This window comes from Streptomyces sp. Z423-1 (genome assembly GCF_013009255.1).
Lineage (GTDB): Bacteria > Actinomycetota > Actinomycetes > Streptomycetales > Streptomycetaceae > Streptomyces > Streptomyces gossypiisoli.
This window is the reverse complement of record NZ_CP053109.1, coordinates 7,981,852-7,999,386: the sequence shown is the minus strand read 5'-3', so window position 1 is coordinate 7,999,386 and position 17,535 is coordinate 7,981,852. Positions and strand designations below refer to the sequence as shown.

Annotated in this window: 10 protein-coding genes and 4 pseudogenes; 7 read left to right on the top strand and 7 right to left on the bottom strand. The window is 73.1% G+C overall.

What is annotated here, in order from left to right:
- Positions 1-2 precede the first annotated feature (2 nt).
- Together HJD23_RS36305 and HJD23_RS36300 are read right to left on the bottom strand one after the other, a co-directional pair.
- Positions 3-437, bottom strand: coding sequence for a roadblock/LC7 domain-containing protein (locus tag HJD23_RS36305; RefSeq protein WP_171111218.1), 435 nt, complete (start codon positions 435-437; stop codon positions 3-5).
- Positions 434-3,487: a nitrate- and nitrite sensing domain-containing protein gene (locus tag HJD23_RS36300; RefSeq protein WP_171111220.1), complete on the bottom strand. Its 3,054-nt coding sequence runs from the start codon at positions 3,485-3,487 to the stop codon at positions 434-436. Before HJD23_RS36300 ends, HJD23_RS36305 begins: the two co-directional genes overlap by 4 nt.
- A 418-nt stretch (positions 3,488-3,905) precedes the next feature.
- Between HJD23_RS36300 and HJD23_RS36295 the strand changes: the two genes are divergently transcribed.
- A complete protein-coding gene (locus HJD23_RS36295) occupies positions 3,906-4,532 on the top strand; it encodes a hypothetical protein (protein ID WP_171111222.1) in 627 nt (208 codons plus the stop codon).
- Positions 4,533-4,592: 60 nt separating this feature from the next.
- Here HJD23_RS36295 and HJD23_RS44360 read toward each other — a convergent pair.
- Positions 4,593-4,727: pseudogene (locus HJD23_RS44360) on the bottom strand (NAD(P)/FAD-dependent oxidoreductase); the annotation flags it as partial.
- Between HJD23_RS44360 and HJD23_RS44805 the strand changes: the two are divergent.
- Positions 4,663-4,899 (top strand): annotated as a pseudogene (locus tag HJD23_RS44805) (alcohol dehydrogenase catalytic domain-containing protein); the annotation flags it as partial. The pseudogenes HJD23_RS44360 and HJD23_RS44805 overlap by 65 nt on opposite strands.
- A gap of 6 nt (positions 4,900-4,905) precedes the next feature.
- Positions 4,906-5,258: pseudogene (locus tag HJD23_RS43145) on the top strand (GMC family oxidoreductase); the annotation flags it as partial.
- Here the strand turns inward: HJD23_RS43145 and HJD23_RS36280 are convergent.
- From HJD23_RS36280 to HJD23_RS36265, 4 genes are all read right to left on the bottom strand, one after another.
- The gene (locus HJD23_RS36280; RefSeq protein WP_171111224.1) at positions 5,252-10,291 is read right to left on the bottom strand and encodes a hypothetical protein; all 5,040 of its coding nucleotides are present in this window, start codon (positions 10,289-10,291) and stop codon (positions 5,252-5,254) included. The pseudogene HJD23_RS43145 and the gene HJD23_RS36280 overlap by 7 nt on opposite strands.
- Before the next feature lie 56 nt (positions 10,292-10,347).
- Complete coding sequence (locus HJD23_RS36275; RefSeq protein WP_171111226.1) at positions 10,348-11,220, bottom strand: hypothetical protein; 873 nt, start codon at positions 11,218-11,220, stop codon at positions 10,348-10,350.
- 22 nt (positions 11,221-11,242) lie between these two features.
- Positions 11,243-12,769: a hypothetical protein gene (locus HJD23_RS36270; RefSeq protein WP_171111228.1), complete on the bottom strand. Its 1,527-nt coding sequence runs from the start codon at positions 12,767-12,769 to the stop codon at positions 11,243-11,245.
- Positions 12,770-12,860: 91 nt separating this feature from the next.
- The gene (locus HJD23_RS36265; RefSeq protein WP_171111230.1) at positions 12,861-13,556 is read right to left on the bottom strand and encodes a GntR family transcriptional regulator; all 696 of its coding nucleotides are present in this window, start codon (positions 13,554-13,556) and stop codon (positions 12,861-12,863) included.
- A gap of 175 nt (positions 13,557-13,731) precedes the next feature.
- On the opposite strand from HJD23_RS36265, the gene HJD23_RS36260 reads away from it, so the two are divergent.
- The 4 genes and pseudogenes from HJD23_RS36260 to HJD23_RS36245 form a co-directional block, all read left to right on the top strand.
- On the top strand, positions 13,732-15,051 hold the full coding sequence (locus HJD23_RS36260; RefSeq protein WP_171111232.1) for an MFS transporter: 1,320 nt from the start codon (positions 13,732-13,734) through the stop codon (positions 15,049-15,051).
- Positions 15,048-15,869, top strand: a complete 822-nt coding sequence (locus tag HJD23_RS36255) for a putative hydro-lyase (protein WP_171111234.1) — start codon at positions 15,048-15,050, stop codon at positions 15,867-15,869. Before HJD23_RS36260 ends, HJD23_RS36255 begins: the two co-directional genes overlap by 4 nt.
- Before the next feature lie 16 nt (positions 15,870-15,885).
- Entirely contained in the window at positions 15,886-16,644 is a 759-nt protein-coding gene (locus HJD23_RS36250) for a 5-oxoprolinase subunit PxpA (protein ID WP_171111236.1), read from the top strand.
- Positions 16,641-17,243 (top strand): annotated as a pseudogene (locus HJD23_RS36245) (allophanate hydrolase subunit 1); the annotation flags it as partial. The gene HJD23_RS36250 and the pseudogene HJD23_RS36245, both read left to right, overlap by 4 nt.
- Positions 17,244-17,535: the final 292 nt, after the last annotated feature.

Below are 17,535 nucleotides of genomic sequence, written 5' to 3'. Positions count from 1 at the left end.
CACTACCCGCCCGAGGGCAGATCGGTGCGCGGAGCGGTGCCCAGATGCGCACCGACCCGCTTCACCAGGAGCGTCATCTCGTAGGCGACCTGACCGACGTCGGAGTCGGCGTCCGACAGGACGGCGAGGCAGCTGCCGTCGCCGGCGGCCGTGACGAACAGGAAGGCGTCGTCCAGTTCGACGACCGTCTGCCGGACGCTTCCCGCCTCGAAGTGCCGGCCCACGCCCTTGGCGAGGCTGTGGAAACCCGAGGCGACGGCGGCCAGGTGCTCGCCGTCCTCCCGGGTGAGGTCCTTGGATACCCCCGTCGCCAGACCGTCGCCGGAGAGTACGACGGCCTTGCGGATGCTCGCGACGCGGTCCACGAGGTCGTCGAGGAGCCAGTTGAGCTCGGACTTCCCGTGTGCGGTCTGGCCGGTCGCCTTCGGTGCGGTCATCGACCGTCCCCCTTAGTTGTTCCTTGTGGTGCTGTGCCGCGGTGGGCGTCGTCGCCCGCGGCGTTCTCCTGGCGTCCGCGCTGCCAGCCGCGCTGGAGCGAGGCCATACGGCTGCGTACCTCGTCGGCGTCCCGTTCCACGGGCGCCGTTCGGTCCTCGGTACGGCGGACGGGGTCCTGTCTCAGCTGCGGCGCCAGGTTGGCCTGGCGGACACGGCGTGGCAGGGGGCCGGTGCCGGAGGTCTCGGGGCCGGGGCCGGGCTCGTCGGGGCGCGGGCGCCCGACGGTGCCGTCCGGATCGAGGTCATGGATCCGGGGCTCGGCGCGATCGCCGAGGGGGCGAAGTGGGGGCTTGGGGCCATCGCCGAGGTGCTCCAGCGGGGGCTCGGCGCCGTCGCCGAGGTGCGCAAGCGGAGGATCGGCGCCGTCGCTGGGGCTGCGCCCGGGAGAGGTGGCGGGCGCGCCGGTCTCGTGGGCCAGGGGGCCGGGCCGCTCACCGAAGTCCTTTGCCTCAAAGACATCGTCCGTTGCCTCAAAGACATCGCCCGGGACCTTGCCCGGACGCTCCGAAAGCCCGCCGGAGTCGCTGTTCGGGGGCTCCTTCGCGTCGTTGAGGGGGCCGGTTCGGCCGGGGGTCCGGCTGAGAGCCGAGCTGCCGCGGCGGCGGGTCGGGAGAGGTGGTGTGCGGTCCTGGTCCGGGCGGCGCGGGGCGGGGCCGGTCGCGTTCTCCTCGTCGGTGTCCGAGCGCCGGGACCGCGGGTCGGTGACCGGGCGGCCGTGCGAGCTGACAAGTTTGGGTGTGCGACGGTGGGGCAACGGCACCGGGGGGTTGACATGATCGTCCGCTTCGGCCCGGCCAGGTCCGCCGCGGGTGGCGGCGCGGGTCGTCGTGTCCTCGTCTGCGCGGGTGAGGGTACGGCGCGGGCGGAACAGCCCGCCGCGTTCGCTCTCCTCGCCATCGAGGGCGCCCGGGAAGTCGTCGATCGCGTCGAGGTCGACGGGGCCCTCCAGTTCGACCGGCCCGTCCAGCAACCCGGCGGGCAGACCCGGCAGTTGCACCGGCACCTGGGAGAGCGCGGTCCTGCGGCTCTCCTCGGGCTCGGCCTCCTTGGACGGGCGCGGGCGGTCGAGGCGGAAGCCGATGCCGTTGGTGTCGGGCACCTCGTCCGTCAGCAGCGAGTCGGGGATGAAGACGACTGCGGTGGTGCCGCCGTACGGGGAGGGCTGCAGCGAGACGCGGACGTTCTGCCGCTGGGCGAGCCGGCTCACCACGAAGAGCCCGAGCCGGTCGGTGTCGGAGAGCTCGAATTCCGGGGTCTCGGCGAGCCGGAGGTTGGCGTCCAGCAGGGTCTCGGCCGCCATGCCGAGGCCACGGTCGTGGATCTCCAGGGTGAAGCCGTTGGCCACCCGATCCCCCAGAACCTGGACGGCCGTGTGCGGCGGGGAGAACACGGTGGCGTTCTCCAGGAGTTCGGCCACGAGATGGGTAAGGTCCGCGACCGCGGGGCCGGTTACGGCGATGCGGGGCAGGCGCCGGACCTCAATGCGCTCGTAGTCCTCCACCTCGGCGACGGCGGCCCGGACGACGTCCATGAGCTGGATGGGCTTGCGCCACTGCCGGGAGGGCGCGGCGCCGGAGAGGATCACCAGGCCCTCGGCGTGCCGACGCATACGAGTGGTGAGGTGGTCGAGGCGGAAGAGGTCGGCGAGTTCCTCGGTGTCCTCGGTCCTGCGCTCCATGGTGTCGAGCAGTGTGAGCTGCTTGTGGAGGAGGACCTGGCTGCGGCGAGCGAGGTTGACGAAGACCTCGGACACGCCGCCGCGGAGTTCGGCCTGCTTGACGGCAGCTTCGACGGCGGCACGCTGCAGGGTGTTCAGGGCCTGGCCGACCTCGCCGATCTCGTTCTTGTCGTATTCCAGACGCGGGACCTCGGTCTCCACGTCGACCTGCTCGCCCGCGGAGAGGCGGCGCATCACGCTGGGCAGCCGGACGCCGGACGCCTCGTGGGCCTCAAGGCGGAGTTGGCGCAGGTCGCGGATGAGGCCACGACCGATGCGTATGGAGACGATGAGCGAGAGCAGCACGGCGATCAAACCGAGGACACCGGCCACGACGGCCTGGACGATGATGCCGGTGGCGATCGGGCGGACGCGGTCCTGGTAGCGGTCCGCCGCCTCGTCGTCGAGGGTGCCGAGTTCGTCGAGCACGTTACCGGCCGTGGTGTCCCACGTCTGCGCGGAGACTCCGCCGGCGTCACCCGACGCGGCGGACACGGCGGACTCCTCGGCGACGCGCAGCGGAGCGGTGGCGGCGTCCTTCCAGAAGCGCTCGTACCGCTCACGTTCCGAACTGGGCAGCAGCGGCAGGTTGGTGTCGTACAGGACGTTCCGCTGCGCCACGAGATCCGAGACGTCACGGATCTCGACTCGGGAGAGCTTGCCGACGACCAGGGCGGAGCCGAGGAGGGCGTCCTCGCGGGAGAGGAGTTCGCGGGCGCGGATCAGGTTGACGAGGGCGCGGTACTGGGTGTCCATCTCCACGTTGTCGACGACATGGAGGTCACCGAGGAGGACAAGGCACGGGTCGACCAGTTGGTTGTAGAGGTCGAGGGCCTGGGAGCGGTTGACGGTGCCGTCCTCCACGCTCTTGCGCAGGGATTCCATGCCGTCGAACGCGTCGAGGACGGCGGTCAGCCGTTCACCCGAGGTCTCGCCGAGGGCGTCGCGCGCCTCCGGACTGTCGGCGTTCCTGCGGACCCTGGCGATGGCCTCGTCGGTGGCGGCGCGGCTGCGTCTGAGCGCGGCGAGTCCGTCGGAGGCACGGGGGTCGGCGAGGTGGACCAGGGTCTGGCGGCGTTCCTGCTGAAGGACCCGGACGGTGTCCTCGGTCGGGTAGCCGATCTTCTCGACGACGGACGACGCGCTGAACAACTGGGCTGCCTCGCGTCCCGTGAGGGCCGTGGCGAAGGCCCAGATCGCGCTCAGGGACAGCAACGGCACGAGAAGCAGCGCCACGATCTTCCGGCGGATGGACTTCCCGCGAAAGCGCATGGCCTCCCCCAGCTCGACCCCCCACCGGCAGGGGGTACACATGTGCGTCAACAAACGGCGCGAGCCTACTACCGACGCACCCGTAACTCGAAGGAAGTTCCGGAACATGAGCTTCCACACGCCTGGCGATCGTGGGGAGTTGTCCGGTCATTGCGGGAGATTACCGCCTCGAATCCGGCGGCGCTCGTGAAGCCGGATCCGGTCAGCAAGTCTGGGTGTTTGGCCGGAATTTTGCGCCAGTTGGGAATCTTCGAGGCGTCCCGTTCGTCCTTCTCTACAGGAAATGGGGGCGGAATCGGCCACAGGAGCCGCATCCTGCACCCCGGGGCGTAAATCAGCGCAAGCCGGGCAGCCACTGGGGAGTCAGGTCTTCGGACTGGGGCGGATCGGTCTGCTGGCGGTGGGGAGTGACACGGTGATGGGCACGGCGGAGCGGCATGAGGCGCCCGGCACGGGTGCGGTCGCGCACATGACGGCGCGGCGGGGCGTCAAGGTGCCGGATCGCGACATTCGGGCGGTCGGACTGACGGTGGCGGACGAGGAGCTGGCGACGCGGAAGAGCGAAGGGGCGGCTGAAGCAGGTACCGGAGGGGTGGCGGCATCCGAGGGCGCCGCGCGGCCCGCTGAGCCGGCTGCGTCCCAAGAGCGGCCGTATTACCGGCCGTTGTGGATCGAGGAGCCCGCGAAGCGGCGGCGGTTGCCGGATCCGGTGCGCACTTCGGCGGTGCGGGCGGTGCTCATCATCGCCGTGACGTTGATACAGGCGATGGTGGCGTTCCTGTGCACCCTGGCCGGGTCCTGGCTCGCGTTCCCCATGGTGCTCAGCAGTATCGCCAGCACCGTGGTGGCCACATGGAGTGTGCTCGACGTGTGGGTGACACGTCAGGTGTGGAACCAGCGCAACGGCGTGGTGTCGGTACCGAGCAGCACCGCGCGGGCGCTGCGCCGCGAACGGCGCCGGGCCCGACGGCAGGCACGGGCCGCCGAGCGAGCACAGGAGCGGATACGCGGGCGGGGCGGGGCTGGGCAGTTGTCGCATTCCTGAGCCGGTTGGGCTCGGCCGGTCGCGTTGGGTCGGCCCGCACAGGCGGTACGGGGCATGCGCTCAATCGCTATGCGATGCAGCCCCCCACCCTCCCCTCCCCGCCCCGCGCACGAGTTCGCGTCGTACGCGCATGAACGGCCGTGGACGGTCCACCGCGAGTACGGCGGTCGTGTGCCCCTCCCACTCGTACCGCGCCGCGCGAGGAAGCCGCCCCCGTCCGGTGTGGTGGCGTCCCCCGTTTCTGCTGAGCCATGAGGCGGCGGGCACGATCGAGGCGGTCGGTGAGGGTGTCACCGATCTGCGCCCCGGCGACTGTGTGGTGCTGGCATGGTGGGCGCCGTGCGGTTCCTGTCGTTCCTGTCGGCGGGCCGGCTGGGATGCGCGGCAGCCGATGCCCACCAGGTCCAGCCAGTGGTGGGAGGCGGGCATCTCCTACGACACCGAACCGGGCCTGACCGGACGGATCTGATACTCCAACTACGGGTCGGTGCCGTTCGAAAGACCCACAACACCGTCTACCACCCGTCCTGCACGGTGCGGATGGGCGCCGACGACGACCCCTCGGCCCCGCTCGACGCGCGGCTGCGGGTCAAGGGGGTCAAGGGGGTCGAGGGGCTGCGGGTGGCGGACGGGTCGGTGATGCCGGATCTCGTCACCGTCAATCCGTGCATCACGACGATGACGATCGGCGAGAAGTGCGCCGATCTGATCAAGGCGGACTACTGAGCAGGCCTCTTGAACATCCGGGTCGCCGTGATCTCGCTGTGCACCACCTCACCGGCCTGGGGCTGCTGCGGCAACCCCGGTCGGAGGTGCTCCTCCACGCTGATGTACTTCAGGCCCGCCCGCAGGTCGGCGTCGTTGCGCAGGCGGATGACCAGGGGGAACTCGGCCAGAGCGGTCGTGTCGAACAGGCCTGTGGTGTACAGGAGCTGTACGCCCAGCGCGTCCGACACCGCCCGCTGGAGTTCCAGCAGGTACGTCGCGTTGGCGCGGCCGATGGGGTTGTCGAGGAAGAGGGTGCCGGCGTGCCGGTGCTTGGCGCGGCCCCGGTCGTTGGAGCGGAGCGCGGCCATCGTGCAGTACAGGGCGATGGCCGCGGTGAGCAGCTGGCCGCCGGAGAACACGTCGCCCATCTGCCCGACGGGGACGCGCTCGGCGCGCAGCACGGCGTCCGGCTTGAGGATCTCGACGGCGACGCCCTTGGGCTGGAGGGCGGCGGCCACGCCCCGCAGCAGCAGGGACATACCGTCGCGGCGCAGGTCGGAGTTCTTCTTGACGGCGGCCCGGGTCGCCTCGTCGATGACCTCGCCGAGGCGTTCGGTGAGGGTGGCCTGGTCGGGTTCCTCGAAGCGAATCCGCAGGAACTCCTGCCCGGACCACTCCCCGAGGCCTTCCGGCAGACGGGAGAGCCGCTGGGCGGACCGCAGGGTGGCCAGGGCCGATTCGACGAGCCCTCGGAGCCGGTCCACGATCGAGTCCCGGTTGCGCTCCAGCTGCTCCAACTCGTCGGTGAGGACCCGCAGCCGGGGCGCGAAGGCGTCGGCCCACTTCTGCGCGTGTTCGGGCAGCGCCGACGCGGGCAGTTCGCGGATCTGCTGGCGGGCGGGGGTGCGTACCTGCTCGTAGCGGCTGGAGTTGGCGTGCCGTACGAGGATGTCGCTCGCCTCGCGCACGGCGGCCTCGGCGGCGGACAGGTCGGCGGCGCAGCCGCGCAGCGACCGGCGGGCCTCGGCGGCGGACTGCCGGGCGTCCTCCAGGCTGCCCGGGTACGGCTCCGGGGCCTCCTGCTCCTCCTCCCCGGCGTGCTCGCGCAGCAGGTCGCGCAGCAGCGCGGCGATCTCGTCGAAGCCGCTCGCCGCGTCCTCGGCGGCGCGGTGCGCGTCGAGCAGTTCGGCGTGCGCCTCGCGGGCCTGGGCCAACGCCTCGGTGCGGGAGGCGAGTTCGGCGGTCGCCGTGCGCAGCAGGGCCTGCGCGTGTTCGGCGTCGCGCGGCTGGAGCTCCTCGGGCAGCTCGGTGTGCGCGTCGCCCTCCTCGGGCGCGTGCCGTTCGGCCTCGCCGCGCAGCCGGCCGAGCTGCTCGCTCGCGCTGGACATCCGGGTCTCCAGCAGCTGCACCAGCTCCTCCGCGCGCGCGGCGGCGGCCTGCCGGGACGGCCCGTCGGACCCGTCGGGGGACTGCAACAGCTGCTCCGCGCGCGTACGGACCTTGTTGCTCAGCCGGTCCAGTTCCGCGCGCGCCGCGCTCTCGTCGCTCTCCGCCCGCGCCTGCTCGGCCCGCAGATCGGCACCGACGCCGACCTTCTCGTACACCTGGGAGGCCGCCCGGTACGCCTCCCGCAGGGCGGGCAGGGACGCCTTGGGCGCGTCCGTGTCGTCTTCGGGTACGTCGTCGGGGGCGCCGGCGATCTCGGAGCGCTCGGCGCGCAGCGCACGCGCGGTGCGGCGGGCGTCGTCGGCGGCGCGCTGGGCTGCGCGCCGGTCCTCGTCGGCGGCGCGTGCGCGCTCCAGGCAGGTCTGGGCGCGGGCCTCGGACTCGGTGGCCTCGTCGGCGAGTTCACGCAGCTTGACCTGCCAGCCGGCCCGTTCGCGCAGCCGGAAGGCGAGCCCGGCGAGGGCGTCGGCGGAGCGGCGGGCCTTCTGGGCGGCCTCCTGCCGCTCCTCACGTACCTGCGCGGCCTCGGCGGCGGCCTCCTCGGCCTCGGCTCGCACGGCCCGCGCCTCGGCCAGCTCGGCCTCGGCCTCCTCGGCGAACGCGCGCGCGTCCCGTGCGGCCTGCGCCAGCTCCACCAGGCGCCCGGCCGGACAGCCCGTACGCCACGAGGCGAGTCGCGCGGCCAGCTCACGGTCCTTGCCGAGCCGGGCCGCGAGCGTGCGGATCTCCTCGTCCCGCTCGGTCGCCCGCGCGCGCAGCGCCTGCCGTTCCTCGTCGGCGGCGTGCTCGTCGTGCATGGCGGGGTTCGGCGGTACGAGGAAGACGTCCCCATCGCTTCCGGCGTCCGGAGCCGGGGTGGGTGCGAGCAGGGCGGCGGCCGTACCGACGGCCACGGCGGACCGGGGCAGCAGCGCGGCGTCGCCGAGCGTCTCCCGCGCGCGTGCGTGAGAGGCCGGGTCGGTGATGATGACGCCGTCCACCAGCTCGGGCCGGGCGGCCAGCACGCGCGCGTGGTCGGCGGGGTCGACGGCCTGCGCGAGGTAGCGCCAGCCGGGCAGGGCCGGGATGCCGTGCTCGCCGAGGAACTCCACGGTCGCCAGCACATCCGGGCCGGGCGGCAGCAGGCCACCGTCACCGAGCGCGCCCAGGATCCGGGCGTCGTCGGCGGCGGCGGTGCGCAGGTCGAACAGCTGCCGCTCGGCCGAGGAGACGGCGCCGTCGAGCAGCTCACGCAACTCGTCGGCGAAACGGTCGAGTTCCTCGGGGGTGAGGGGGCCTTCGGCGTGGGGCCGGGGTGCACGTGCGCGGCGCGTGGCACGCGCGCGGGCGTCGGCTGCGCCGTCGGCGGGGGTCGCGTGGTCCGCGGGGGTCGCGTGGTCCGCGGCGCCGTGCTGCTCGGCCCGGCCGTCGGCGGGGGCCGTGAGATTCTCCGCGCCGTGCTGCCCGGCCCGGCCGTCAGCAGACACCGCGAAGCTCTCCACGCCCTGCCGCCCGCCCCGACCGTCAGCGGACACCGCAAAGCTCTCCACGCCCTGCCGCCCGGCCCGGCCGTCGTCGGCAGCGGCCATGAGGTTCTCCACGCCCCGCCGCCCGCTCCGACCGTCGGCGGACGCCGCGAAGTCCTCCACAACCTGCCGCCCAGCCCGGCCGTCGGCGGGGGCCATGACCTGCTCCGTGCCTCGCCGCCCGGCCGTGCCCTTGCTCGCGGCGTCGGCGCCCGCGCGGGGCGCCGGTACACCGGCGGCCGCCCTGCCGCCCGAGCCGGGCAGGCTGAGCAGCTCCGCCAGCCGTTCCTCCGCCGCGAGCGACTCGGCGGTCCGCCGCTCGGCGTCGTACGCCCGTTCCGCCGCGGTCGCCGCGTCCGCCGCGCGGGCCGCCGTCAGCTCGGCCCGGGACTCGGCGGACGCCGCCTCGCGCGCATGCTCGCCCGCCCGGCGGGACGCCTCACGGGCCGTGTCCCAGGCCGCCACCGCCGACTTCTCCGCGTCGCTGGCGGCGAGGGCGGCGCGGGCGGGGTCGGCGTCGGGGGCGCTGTCGTCGAGCCAGCCCGCGCGCACCGCCTCAGCGGTCTCCTGCTCGACCTCGGTGAGGCGCTGCCGCAGGTGCCCGGCCTCGCTGCGGGCCCGCTGCGCCTCGGTGGCGGCGGTGGTGGAGTCCCGGTACGCGGAGTCGCTGACCTCCTGGAGTGCGGCTGACCGCGCCTCCTCCTCGTTGGCGAGCGTCTCGGCGCTCGCCGCGGCCGCGTGCAGGGCCCGTACGAGATCCACGGCGGCCTTGGTCCGCGCGGCGAGCGCGGGAGCAGCGTCCCGTTCGGCCTCCTGGATCGCGGCGGCCACGCGCGTGACCCGGTCGGCGGCGGCGCGGTGGCGCAGTACCGCCTCGGCGGCCTGCCAGGCCGAGTGCAGGGTGCGTGCGTCGGCCAGCTCACGCTTCTGCGCGGCCGCTGACTTCTCGGCCGCCGCGAGGGCCAACGAAGCGTGCCGGTAGGCGAGTTCGGCGGCGATCAGGGCGCTGCGCTCACGCGCGGACTCGGCGTGAGTCACGGCGTAGGCGGCGGCCGTGACCCGCTGGGCGAGGTCGGCGGCCCGCACCCGCTCCTGGGCGCCGCGCGCGGACAGCCGCCGGGCCAGCGTCCGCGTCCGCCGCTCGGCCCCGGCGTGGATGTCACGCGCGCGTGCCCGTGCCTCGGCGGCCTCGACGATCCGCCCGAGCAGGTCGACCGACCCGGCGGTGAAGTCGCGTTCGGCGATCAGCTCGGCGCGCCGCCCCAGCTTGTTCCCGAAGCCGCTGACGAGGTCGGCGAGTCCGTCGGTGTCCCGGGTGTCGGTGACCGCGCGCAGCAGCAGGTCGGTGAAGTCGGAGTCCTTCTTCACCGCGAAGAGTCCGGCCGCCTCACCCTCGTCGGCGTTCATCTCCCGCTGGTAGCGGAACAGTTCGGGGTCGAGGCCGAGGTCGCCGAGGTGCTCGGTCCAGCGCTCGTGAATCTCCTCCCAGTGCACTTCGAGGTGCGGATACGCCTTGCCCGCCTCGGTGAGCGCGTCCCGGAAGCCCTTCATGGTGCGGCGCCGCCCCTGCGCGCCCGACTGGCCCTCCACGGGCGGCCGTACGGCGGTGGACTCGGCGACGGGCAGGTTGTCCAGGGTCAGCCCGGGGCCGGGCCGGAAGGAGTACCAGGCCTCGGCGAACTTCCGCGGGTCGTTGGAGACCTGGCGCCCGCGCCACTCGCTCACCTTGCCGACGACGACACACTCGCCGGTCAGCACGTGCTGCCACTCCAGTGCGACATGCCCGCAGTCGTCCGCGAGCAGGAACTTCCGCAGCACACCGGAGCTGGCGCCGCCGAGCGTGTTCCGGTGTCCCGGCAGCATCACCGAGAAGATCAGCTTGAGCAGCACGGACTTGCCGCCGCCGTTCTCCAGGAAGAGCACCCCGGCCGGCGCGGGCCGGCGCGGCGGGCCGACCGGCTCCTCCTCGAAGAACTCCGCCTGCGTCGGCGCGGGATCGGGCACGGGCTCGCCCACACCGCGCAGGTCAAGCACGGTGTCGGCGTAGCGCGCACCGGCGGGCCCGATGGAGTAGAGGCGGACCCGGGACAGCTCGTACATGGCGGACTCTCGTAAGTCTTCAGCAGATCGGGGAAGTTCAGGCGCGGGGTGGGGCTTCAGGCGGAGTGGAACGGCAGTCCGGCGTCGGCCACCAGCTCCAGGTCGTCGCCGTCCTCCGGGGGCAGCAGCGTCGGCGTGCCGTCGGTCACCGGGACGACCCCCAGCTCCAGCAGTTCGGCCATGGCCGCGCTGCCGGCCATGTCACGCACCTGGAGCTGATAGCGGGCGGTCGTCCGATAGGTGCCGCCGTTGTCGTCCCCCGTCCGCTGCAGGAACCCGGAGTCGGTGAGGAAGGCCACGGCCTTGCCGACGATCCCGGTCGTGGACCCGGCGAGCCGGCGCGCGTCCTTGGTGGCACCGGTGGCGCTGCGTCTGACCCAGATCCGCCAGGCGGCCTCCAGCCCGGGCGCGTCGGTCGCGGGGTCGGTGTTCTCCCCCTGCTCGGCCGCCCGTTCCTCCAGCCGCCGGCAGGCCTGCCGGACGAAGGCGTCGACGCCGTTGACCGTCACACGGCCGATGTACCCGTCGTCGGCGAGGTCCTCGGGGCGCGGGAAGGCCATGGCGGCGACGGCGAGATGCGCGAGCCCGTGCAGGAACCGGTCGCCGGAGTCGGCGGCCGTACGGCGTGCGTAGTCGCCCATCCGCACGGCGAACACGGAGTCCTCGGCGGCGGTCACGGCCATGCCCGCGCGCGGGGACACCTCCAGCACGATCAGGCCCAGCCCGGCGGCCACGGCGTCCGCGAGCCGCGCGAACGCGGGGTCCTCCCGGTAGCGCCGCAGCAGATCGGCGTACTCCTGATCGCGCGCGGGCAGCAGCTTCGGCTGCAACCCGAACGCGACGAGCCGAGCCGCGTCGGCGGCGTCGGCCGGGGTGACGGCGGCGCTCCCCGACGTCCCGGCGCCCTCCGGCTCAACGTGCTCGCTCACGACTGCAACTCCTCAGACATCATCACGCGGTCTCCGTCCGGTCCGCTGTCATTCCCGCCGCGTCCAGCAGGGCCGTGCCGACGATCAGGTCGGCCCCGCCGAACTCGGGATCGTCCAGCTCCGTCCCGTCGTCCACGGAGAACAACAGCTTCTCCTCCCCCTGCCGATAGGCCGTCCCCACCGGTGGACTGGCCGCGTGGACCGCCATCAACGCCACCAGATACGGCAGGTCGGGATCCATCCGGCGCGCATCGGCCAGCAGCCCCGACAATCGCCGCGGCGCGTCCGCCGGCAGGTCCAGCAGGGCGTTCGCCGCGGCCAACTGCTCCTCGCTGAACCGGCTGTCGTCCGGCGTGGCGATCAGATCCGGCTCCGGCATCTCCGCCCCGAGGTGCTCCCGCTCCACCGGTGGGGTCAGCAGTATGTCGACCAGGTCCCCGACCCGGACGGACACCGGCGTGCGCAGTCCGGTCCCCCGGGCGAAGAACGCGTCCGTGACGCGGATCGCCTGATCCAGCGGCAACGGCAGCACCGGCGCGACCAGATGCCCGTACAGGTCTATCCCCGCCGTGGACATCGGCGCCGCGAAGGCCTGCCGGTCCTGCTCGGCGCGGAACAGCGGCCCGGCTTCCAGCAGTCGCGACTGCAACTGTGTGTGCCGCCGGATGCAGTCCTTGACGATGTCGACCAGCTCGGCGGCCCGCCGCTTGTGCTCGGGGTCCTCGGACTCGTCCCGGGCCTTGCGGATGTTGGTGAGGATGGCGTTCTCGTGCCGGTACCGGTCGGCGACGTGGTCGAGCGCCTCGGCGATCATGTCGGGAACGGTGCTGAGCCAGTCCACCGCGCGGACGTTGCGCCGGGTCGCCTCCAGGGCCCTGCGAAGCACTTCCGAGTACTGCACGGTGCGGTAGCGCGCCTGCTCGGCCGCCAGCTGTGCGTCCGCGAGCCGGCCGCGGTTGATCAGCACCTCCAGCTTGACCTCGGCCGCGATCTGGGCGCTGGTGACATCGGTGTCGAGGGCGCCGACGAGGACGTTCACCGCCTCGTCGGTCGTGCGGAGGTAGACGCTGCCGCCGGGTCCCGGCACCTCCTCGATCAGCTTGAAGTCGTAGTCCCGCCGGACATATGTCCCATCCGGTGCGAAGGTGCCGTAAACCGCGCGGAATCCGCGGTCCACGCTGCCGACGTTGATGAGGTTCTCCAGCACCCAGCGCGCGACGCGCTCGTGCTCGGCGGTCGGCCGCTGCGGGGCCTGAGCGGCGATGCGCGGGACGAGCCGGGTCACCACCTGGTCGTGGTCGGCGCCGGTATCGAAGTCCATGTTCAGCGTGACGAGGTCGATGGCCGCGAGGGCGACCTCCGCCATGCCGTAGACCGAGTACTCACCCGCGAGGTTGGCCTTGCGCGCGTCGAGGTCGTGCAGCGGCGCGGTGCAGGCGAGCGCGCGCAGCCGCCGCGCCAGTCCCTCGTCGGCGGCCGGACCCAGGGCGGGGCGCGGCCCCGCGCTGAACTGGGGCGGAACACTGTCCGTCGATGCAGGCGAAGTCACGGTGCACAGATTAGGTCCTCGGTCTGACAACGACCCAAACGACGCAGATGCCGCCCGGCGTCAGGCCGGTCACACCGATCCCGAGGAGGTTCTACGCGTTGTCGCCGACCCGCCGCCGGTAGACCTCCACGACCCGCTTGAGCGAGTCGTCGAGGTACACCTCCAGCAGCCGCTCCGCCTCGCCCCTGTCCCCCGCCTGAAGGGCCTGGAGGATCTGGCGGTTGCGCGTGAGGTACGGCTCGTGCAGCCGCCGCGGGTCGTCCACGACATGGAAGGCGAGCCGCAGTTCGGCGAAGACGCTGCGCATCAGCTCGTCGGTGCGTTCGCTGCCGGCGAGGGCGACCAGCTCGCGGTGGAAGTGGATGTTGGCCGTGCCCAGGCCCTTCCAGTCGTGTTCGACCGCCGCCCGCTGCCCCGCCGTCACGGCCGACGCCAGAGCGTCGAGCGCGTACGGCGGCTCGCCGAGCCCTCGGACGACCGCGCACTCGACCAGGCGCCGGGTGCGGTAGATGTCCTCGACGTCCTCCACGGCCAGGACCCGGACGAAGACACCCCGGTTCAGCTCATGCACCAGCAGACGTTCATGGGTGAGCAGCCGGAACGCCTCGCGCAGGGTGTTGCGGGAGACGCCGAGCGCCCCGCCGATGCTGTCCTCCGACAGCCGGGTGCCGGGCGGGAAGTACCCCTCGGCGATCCGGCTCCTGAGGATGTCCGAGACCCGCTCGGCGGTGCTGGTGCGCCCCAGCAGGGCCCGATCGTCGGCCAGCCCCGTCAGCTGCTCTGCCATGCCCGGAATTCAACCGCAGATACAAGAACGAAACAACATGAGTATTGAGGGATCGTTCAACGATCCTCTACCTTGCTACGAACGGCGCTGCCCTTCCCTCACCGCGGCGCCGCCAAGCTTCCGCACGGCACGGCTCAGTCCCCAGCACCCTCCGTCCTCCCACTGCGAGGTGCACATGAGCACGACCCCTCCACCGCAGGCCCTGACCGCCGACACCCGTCCGGGAAAGGGTGAACAGACCGACGGCGACGGCGCGTTCGGCTGGCTGCGCGCCCTCGGCCCGCGCGGCCGCCGCGCGTTCGCGGGCGCGTTCGGCGGCTATGCGCTGGACTCGTACGACTACTTCACGCTCCCGCTGAGCATGGTTGCGCTGGCCGCCTACTTCGGCCTGGACAGCGGCCAGACCGGCCTGTTCACCACCGTCACGCTCGTCGTGTCCGCGATCGGCGGCGCCCTCGCGGGCGTACTCGCGGACCGGATCGGCCGGGTCAAGGCGCTGATGATCACGGTCATCACGTACGCCGTCTTCACCGTGGCCTGCGGCTTCGCGCCCAACTACGAGACGCTGCTGGTCTTCCGGGCCCTGCAGGGCCTGGGCTTCGGCGGCGAGTGGGCGGTCGGCGCCATCCTGGTCGCCGAGTACGCGAGCGCCAAGCACCGGGGCCGCACTCTCGGGGTGATCCAGAGTTCGTGGGCCGTCGGCTGGGCGCTCGCCGCGATCGTGTACACGCTGGTCTTCTCGTTCCTCGACGAGGATCTGGCCTGGCGTGTGATGTTCTGGACCGGCGCGCTGCCCGCGCTGCTGGTCATCTGGATGCGGCGCCGCGTGCACGACGCCCCCGAGGCGGTCGCGGCACGGGAGAAGAGCCCGCAAAAGGGGTCGTTTGCCGCCATTTTCCAGCCGGGTACGGCGGACACGCCGGGCCTGCTGCGCACCACGTTCTTCGCCGTGCTGCTCTCGACCGGCGTCCAGGGCGGCTACTACACCCTGGCGACCTGGGTCCCGACGTACCTGAAGACGGAGCGTGACCTGTCCGTCGTCGGCACCGGCGGCTATCTGACGTTCCTGATCTCCGGCGCCTTCATCGGCTACCTGACGGGCGGTTACCTCACCGACCGGCTGGGCCGGCGGCGCAACATCTGGCTGTTCGCCCTGCTGTCGGCGGTCTGCATCCTGGCGTACGCGAACATCCCCAGCGGCGCCAACACCCTCGTGCTGGTGCTGGGTTTCCCGCTCGGGTTCTGCATGTCGGCCATCTTCAGCGGCTTCGGGTCGTTCCTGAGCGAGCTGTACCCGACCGCCGTGCGCGGTACGGGGCAGGGCTTCACGTACAACACCGGCCGTGCCGTCGGCGCGGTCTTCCCCACCACCGTCGGCTTCCTGGCGGACAGTTGGGGTGTGGGCGGCGCGCTGGTCTTCGGCGCGATCGGCTACGGTCTCGCGGCGCTGGCGCTGCTGGGGCTGCCCGAGACGCGCGGGAAGGAGCTGGTGTGAACCGCATCGACGACCGCGCCCTGCCCCTTGTCGACCAGCACGCGCACGCGTGGACCCCGGAGACAGCCCGGGCCCGCTTCCGCGCGGGACTGACCGGCCCCACCGCCGGGGTCGCGGCGGGCCACACCCAGGTCAACCTGATCGCGGTGCCCGCCGACTGGGCCTACGAGATGCTGCTGTTCTGCCAGCGCAACCCCAAGCCCTGCCCGGTGCTGGACGTCACGGACGCCGGTTCCTGGACGACCGTGCTCGCCGCCGGGGCGGATCTGCGCACCGATCTGCCGCGCTACCGGGTCTGGCGCGACGGCGAGTTGGTGGACGAGCCGACGGACGTGCTCGGGCACTGGCGGGACGACCTGGTGTCGTTCCTGATCGGCTGCAGCTTCACCTTCGAGTGGGCGCTGGCCGGGGCGGGTGTACCGCTGCGCCATATCGAGCAGGGACGGAACGTGCCGATGTATGTCACGAGCCGTCAGTGCCGTCCGGCGGGGCGGCTGCACGGGCCGATGGTGGTGTCCATGCGCCCGGTGCCGCCCACGCATCTGGCGGCGGCGATCCGGGAGAGCAGTCTGCTCCCGGCAGTGCACGGCAGCCCCGTGCACTGCGGTGATCCGTCCGCGCTCGGCATCGGCGACCTCGCCCGGCCCGACTTCGGCGATCCGGTGGCCACCGAACCGGACGACATCCCGGTGTTCTGGGCCTGCGGAGTGACCCCGCAGGCGGCGGTGATGGCCTCCCGCCCGCCGTTCGCCATCACGCACGCACCGGGCCAGATGTTCCTCACCGACGCCCGCGACGATCAGTACCGCGTGGCCTGAGCAGCGAAGGGGACCCATGACCGCGATCGATCTGAACGCCGACCTCGGCGAGGGCTTCGGCCGCTGGCGGCTGACCGACGACGAGCAGTTGCTGTCCGTCGTCACCAGCGCCAACGTGGCCTGCGGCTTCCACGCCGGGGACGCGGCCACCATGCGGCGGGTGTGCGAGCTGGCCGCCGCGCGCGGGGTGACGATCGGCGCACAGGTCTCCTACCGCGACCTGGCCGGGTTCGGGCGGCGCGCGATGGACGTGCCGCCCGCCGAGCTGGCGGCCGAGGTGGCCTACCAGATCGGCGCCCTGGAGGTCTTCGCCCGCGCGGCCGGCGCCCGGGTGGCGTACGTCAAGCCGCACGGTGCCCTCTACAACCGCGTGGTGCACGACGAGGAGCAGGCCGGTGCGGTCGTCGACGGCGTGCTCCTCGCCGACGGCTCGCTGCCCGTGCTGGGGCTGCCCGGCTCACGGCTGCTGGAGCTGGCCGCCAAGGCGGGGCTGCCGGCCGTGCCGGAGGCGTTCGCGGACCGCGCGTACACCGACGAGGGCACCCTCGTGCCGCGCGGCCGGGGGGGCGCCATCGTGACCGACCCCGAGGCGGTGGTGGAACGGTCGGTGAGCCTGGCCCGCTCCGGGACGGTGGCCTCCCACTCCGGGGCCCGTATCGACGTACGCGCGCGTTCCCTGTGTCTGCACGGGGACACGCCCGGCGCGGTGGAACTGGCCCGGCGGGTCCGGCGGCGGCTCGAAGAGGCCGGTGTCCGGGTGGAGGCCTTCGCATGAGGGTGCTGCCGGTCGGCGACAGCGCCCTGCTCGTCGAGGTGTCGTCCGGCGACGAGGCCCAGGCGCTGCACGCGGAGTTGCTGCGCCGCCGCGCGGAGGGCTCGCTCGCGGTCCGCGAGATCGTGCCCGCGGCCCGTACGGTCCTCCTCGACGGCCTGACCGACCCGGTCCGTCTGGCTTCCGAACTGACCGCCGCCGACGTGCCAACCGCTCCGCCGCGCGCGGGTGAGGTCGTCGAGCTCCCGGTGCGCTACGACGGCCCGGACCTGGCGGACGTCGCCGCCCTGTGGGGCGTGACCGAGCGGGAGGTGGCCCGCATCCACGCGGGCACCGAGTTCCGGGTCGCCTTCTGCGGGTTCGCCCCCGGCTTCGGCTACCTCACCGGTCTGCCGCCGCACTACGACGTCCCGCGCCGCGCCACTCCGCGCACCTCGGTCCCGGCCGGTTCGGTGGCGCTGGCCGGGCCGTACACGGGGGTGTACCCGCACGCGTCTCCGGGCGGCTGGCAGCTGATCGGCAGCACGGACGCGGTGCTGTGGGACCACGCGCGCGTACCGGCCGCTCTGCTGTCACCGGGCACGCGCGTGCGGTTCGTTCCGGCGGGCACCGACGGACCGGGGCTGGTGGACGGCGATGGCCGGGGCCCGGTGGGCGGCGATGGCCGGGGCCCGGTGGGCACCGACCGCCCGGACACCGGGGGCACCGACGGCCGGGACCCGGTAGGCACCGACCGCCCGGACACCGGGGGCACCGACGGCCGGGACCCGGTAGGCACCGACCGCCCGGACACCGGGGGCACCGACGGCCGGGACCCGGTAGGCACCGACCGCCCGGACACCGGGGGCACCGACGGCCGGGACCCGGTAGGCACCGACCGCCCGGACCCGGCAG

Coding starts and splice junctions, on each gene's coding strand:
- HJD23_RS36250 (WP_171111236.1), top strand. CDS start 15,886: ATGACCGCGATCGATCTGAACGCCGACCTCGGCGAGGGCTTCGGCCGC.
- HJD23_RS36305 (WP_171111218.1), bottom strand. CDS start 437: ATGACCGCACCGAAGGCGACCGGCCAGACCGCACACGGGAAGTCCGAG.
- HJD23_RS36300 (WP_171111220.1), bottom strand. CDS start 3,487: ATGCGCTTTCGCGGGAAGTCCATCCGCCGGAAGATCGTGGCGCTGCTT.
- HJD23_RS36265 (WP_171111230.1), bottom strand. CDS start 13,556: ATGGCAGAGCAGCTGACGGGGCTGGCCGACGATCGGGCCCTGCTGGGG.
- HJD23_RS36280 (WP_171111224.1), bottom strand. CDS start 10,291: ATGTACGAGCTGTCCCGGGTCCGCCTCTACTCCATCGGGCCCGCCGGT.
- HJD23_RS36295 (WP_171111222.1), top strand. CDS start 3,906: ATGGGCACGGCGGAGCGGCATGAGGCGCCCGGCACGGGTGCGGTCGCG.
- HJD23_RS36260 (WP_171111232.1), top strand. CDS start 13,732: ATGAGCACGACCCCTCCACCGCAGGCCCTGACCGCCGACACCCGTCCG.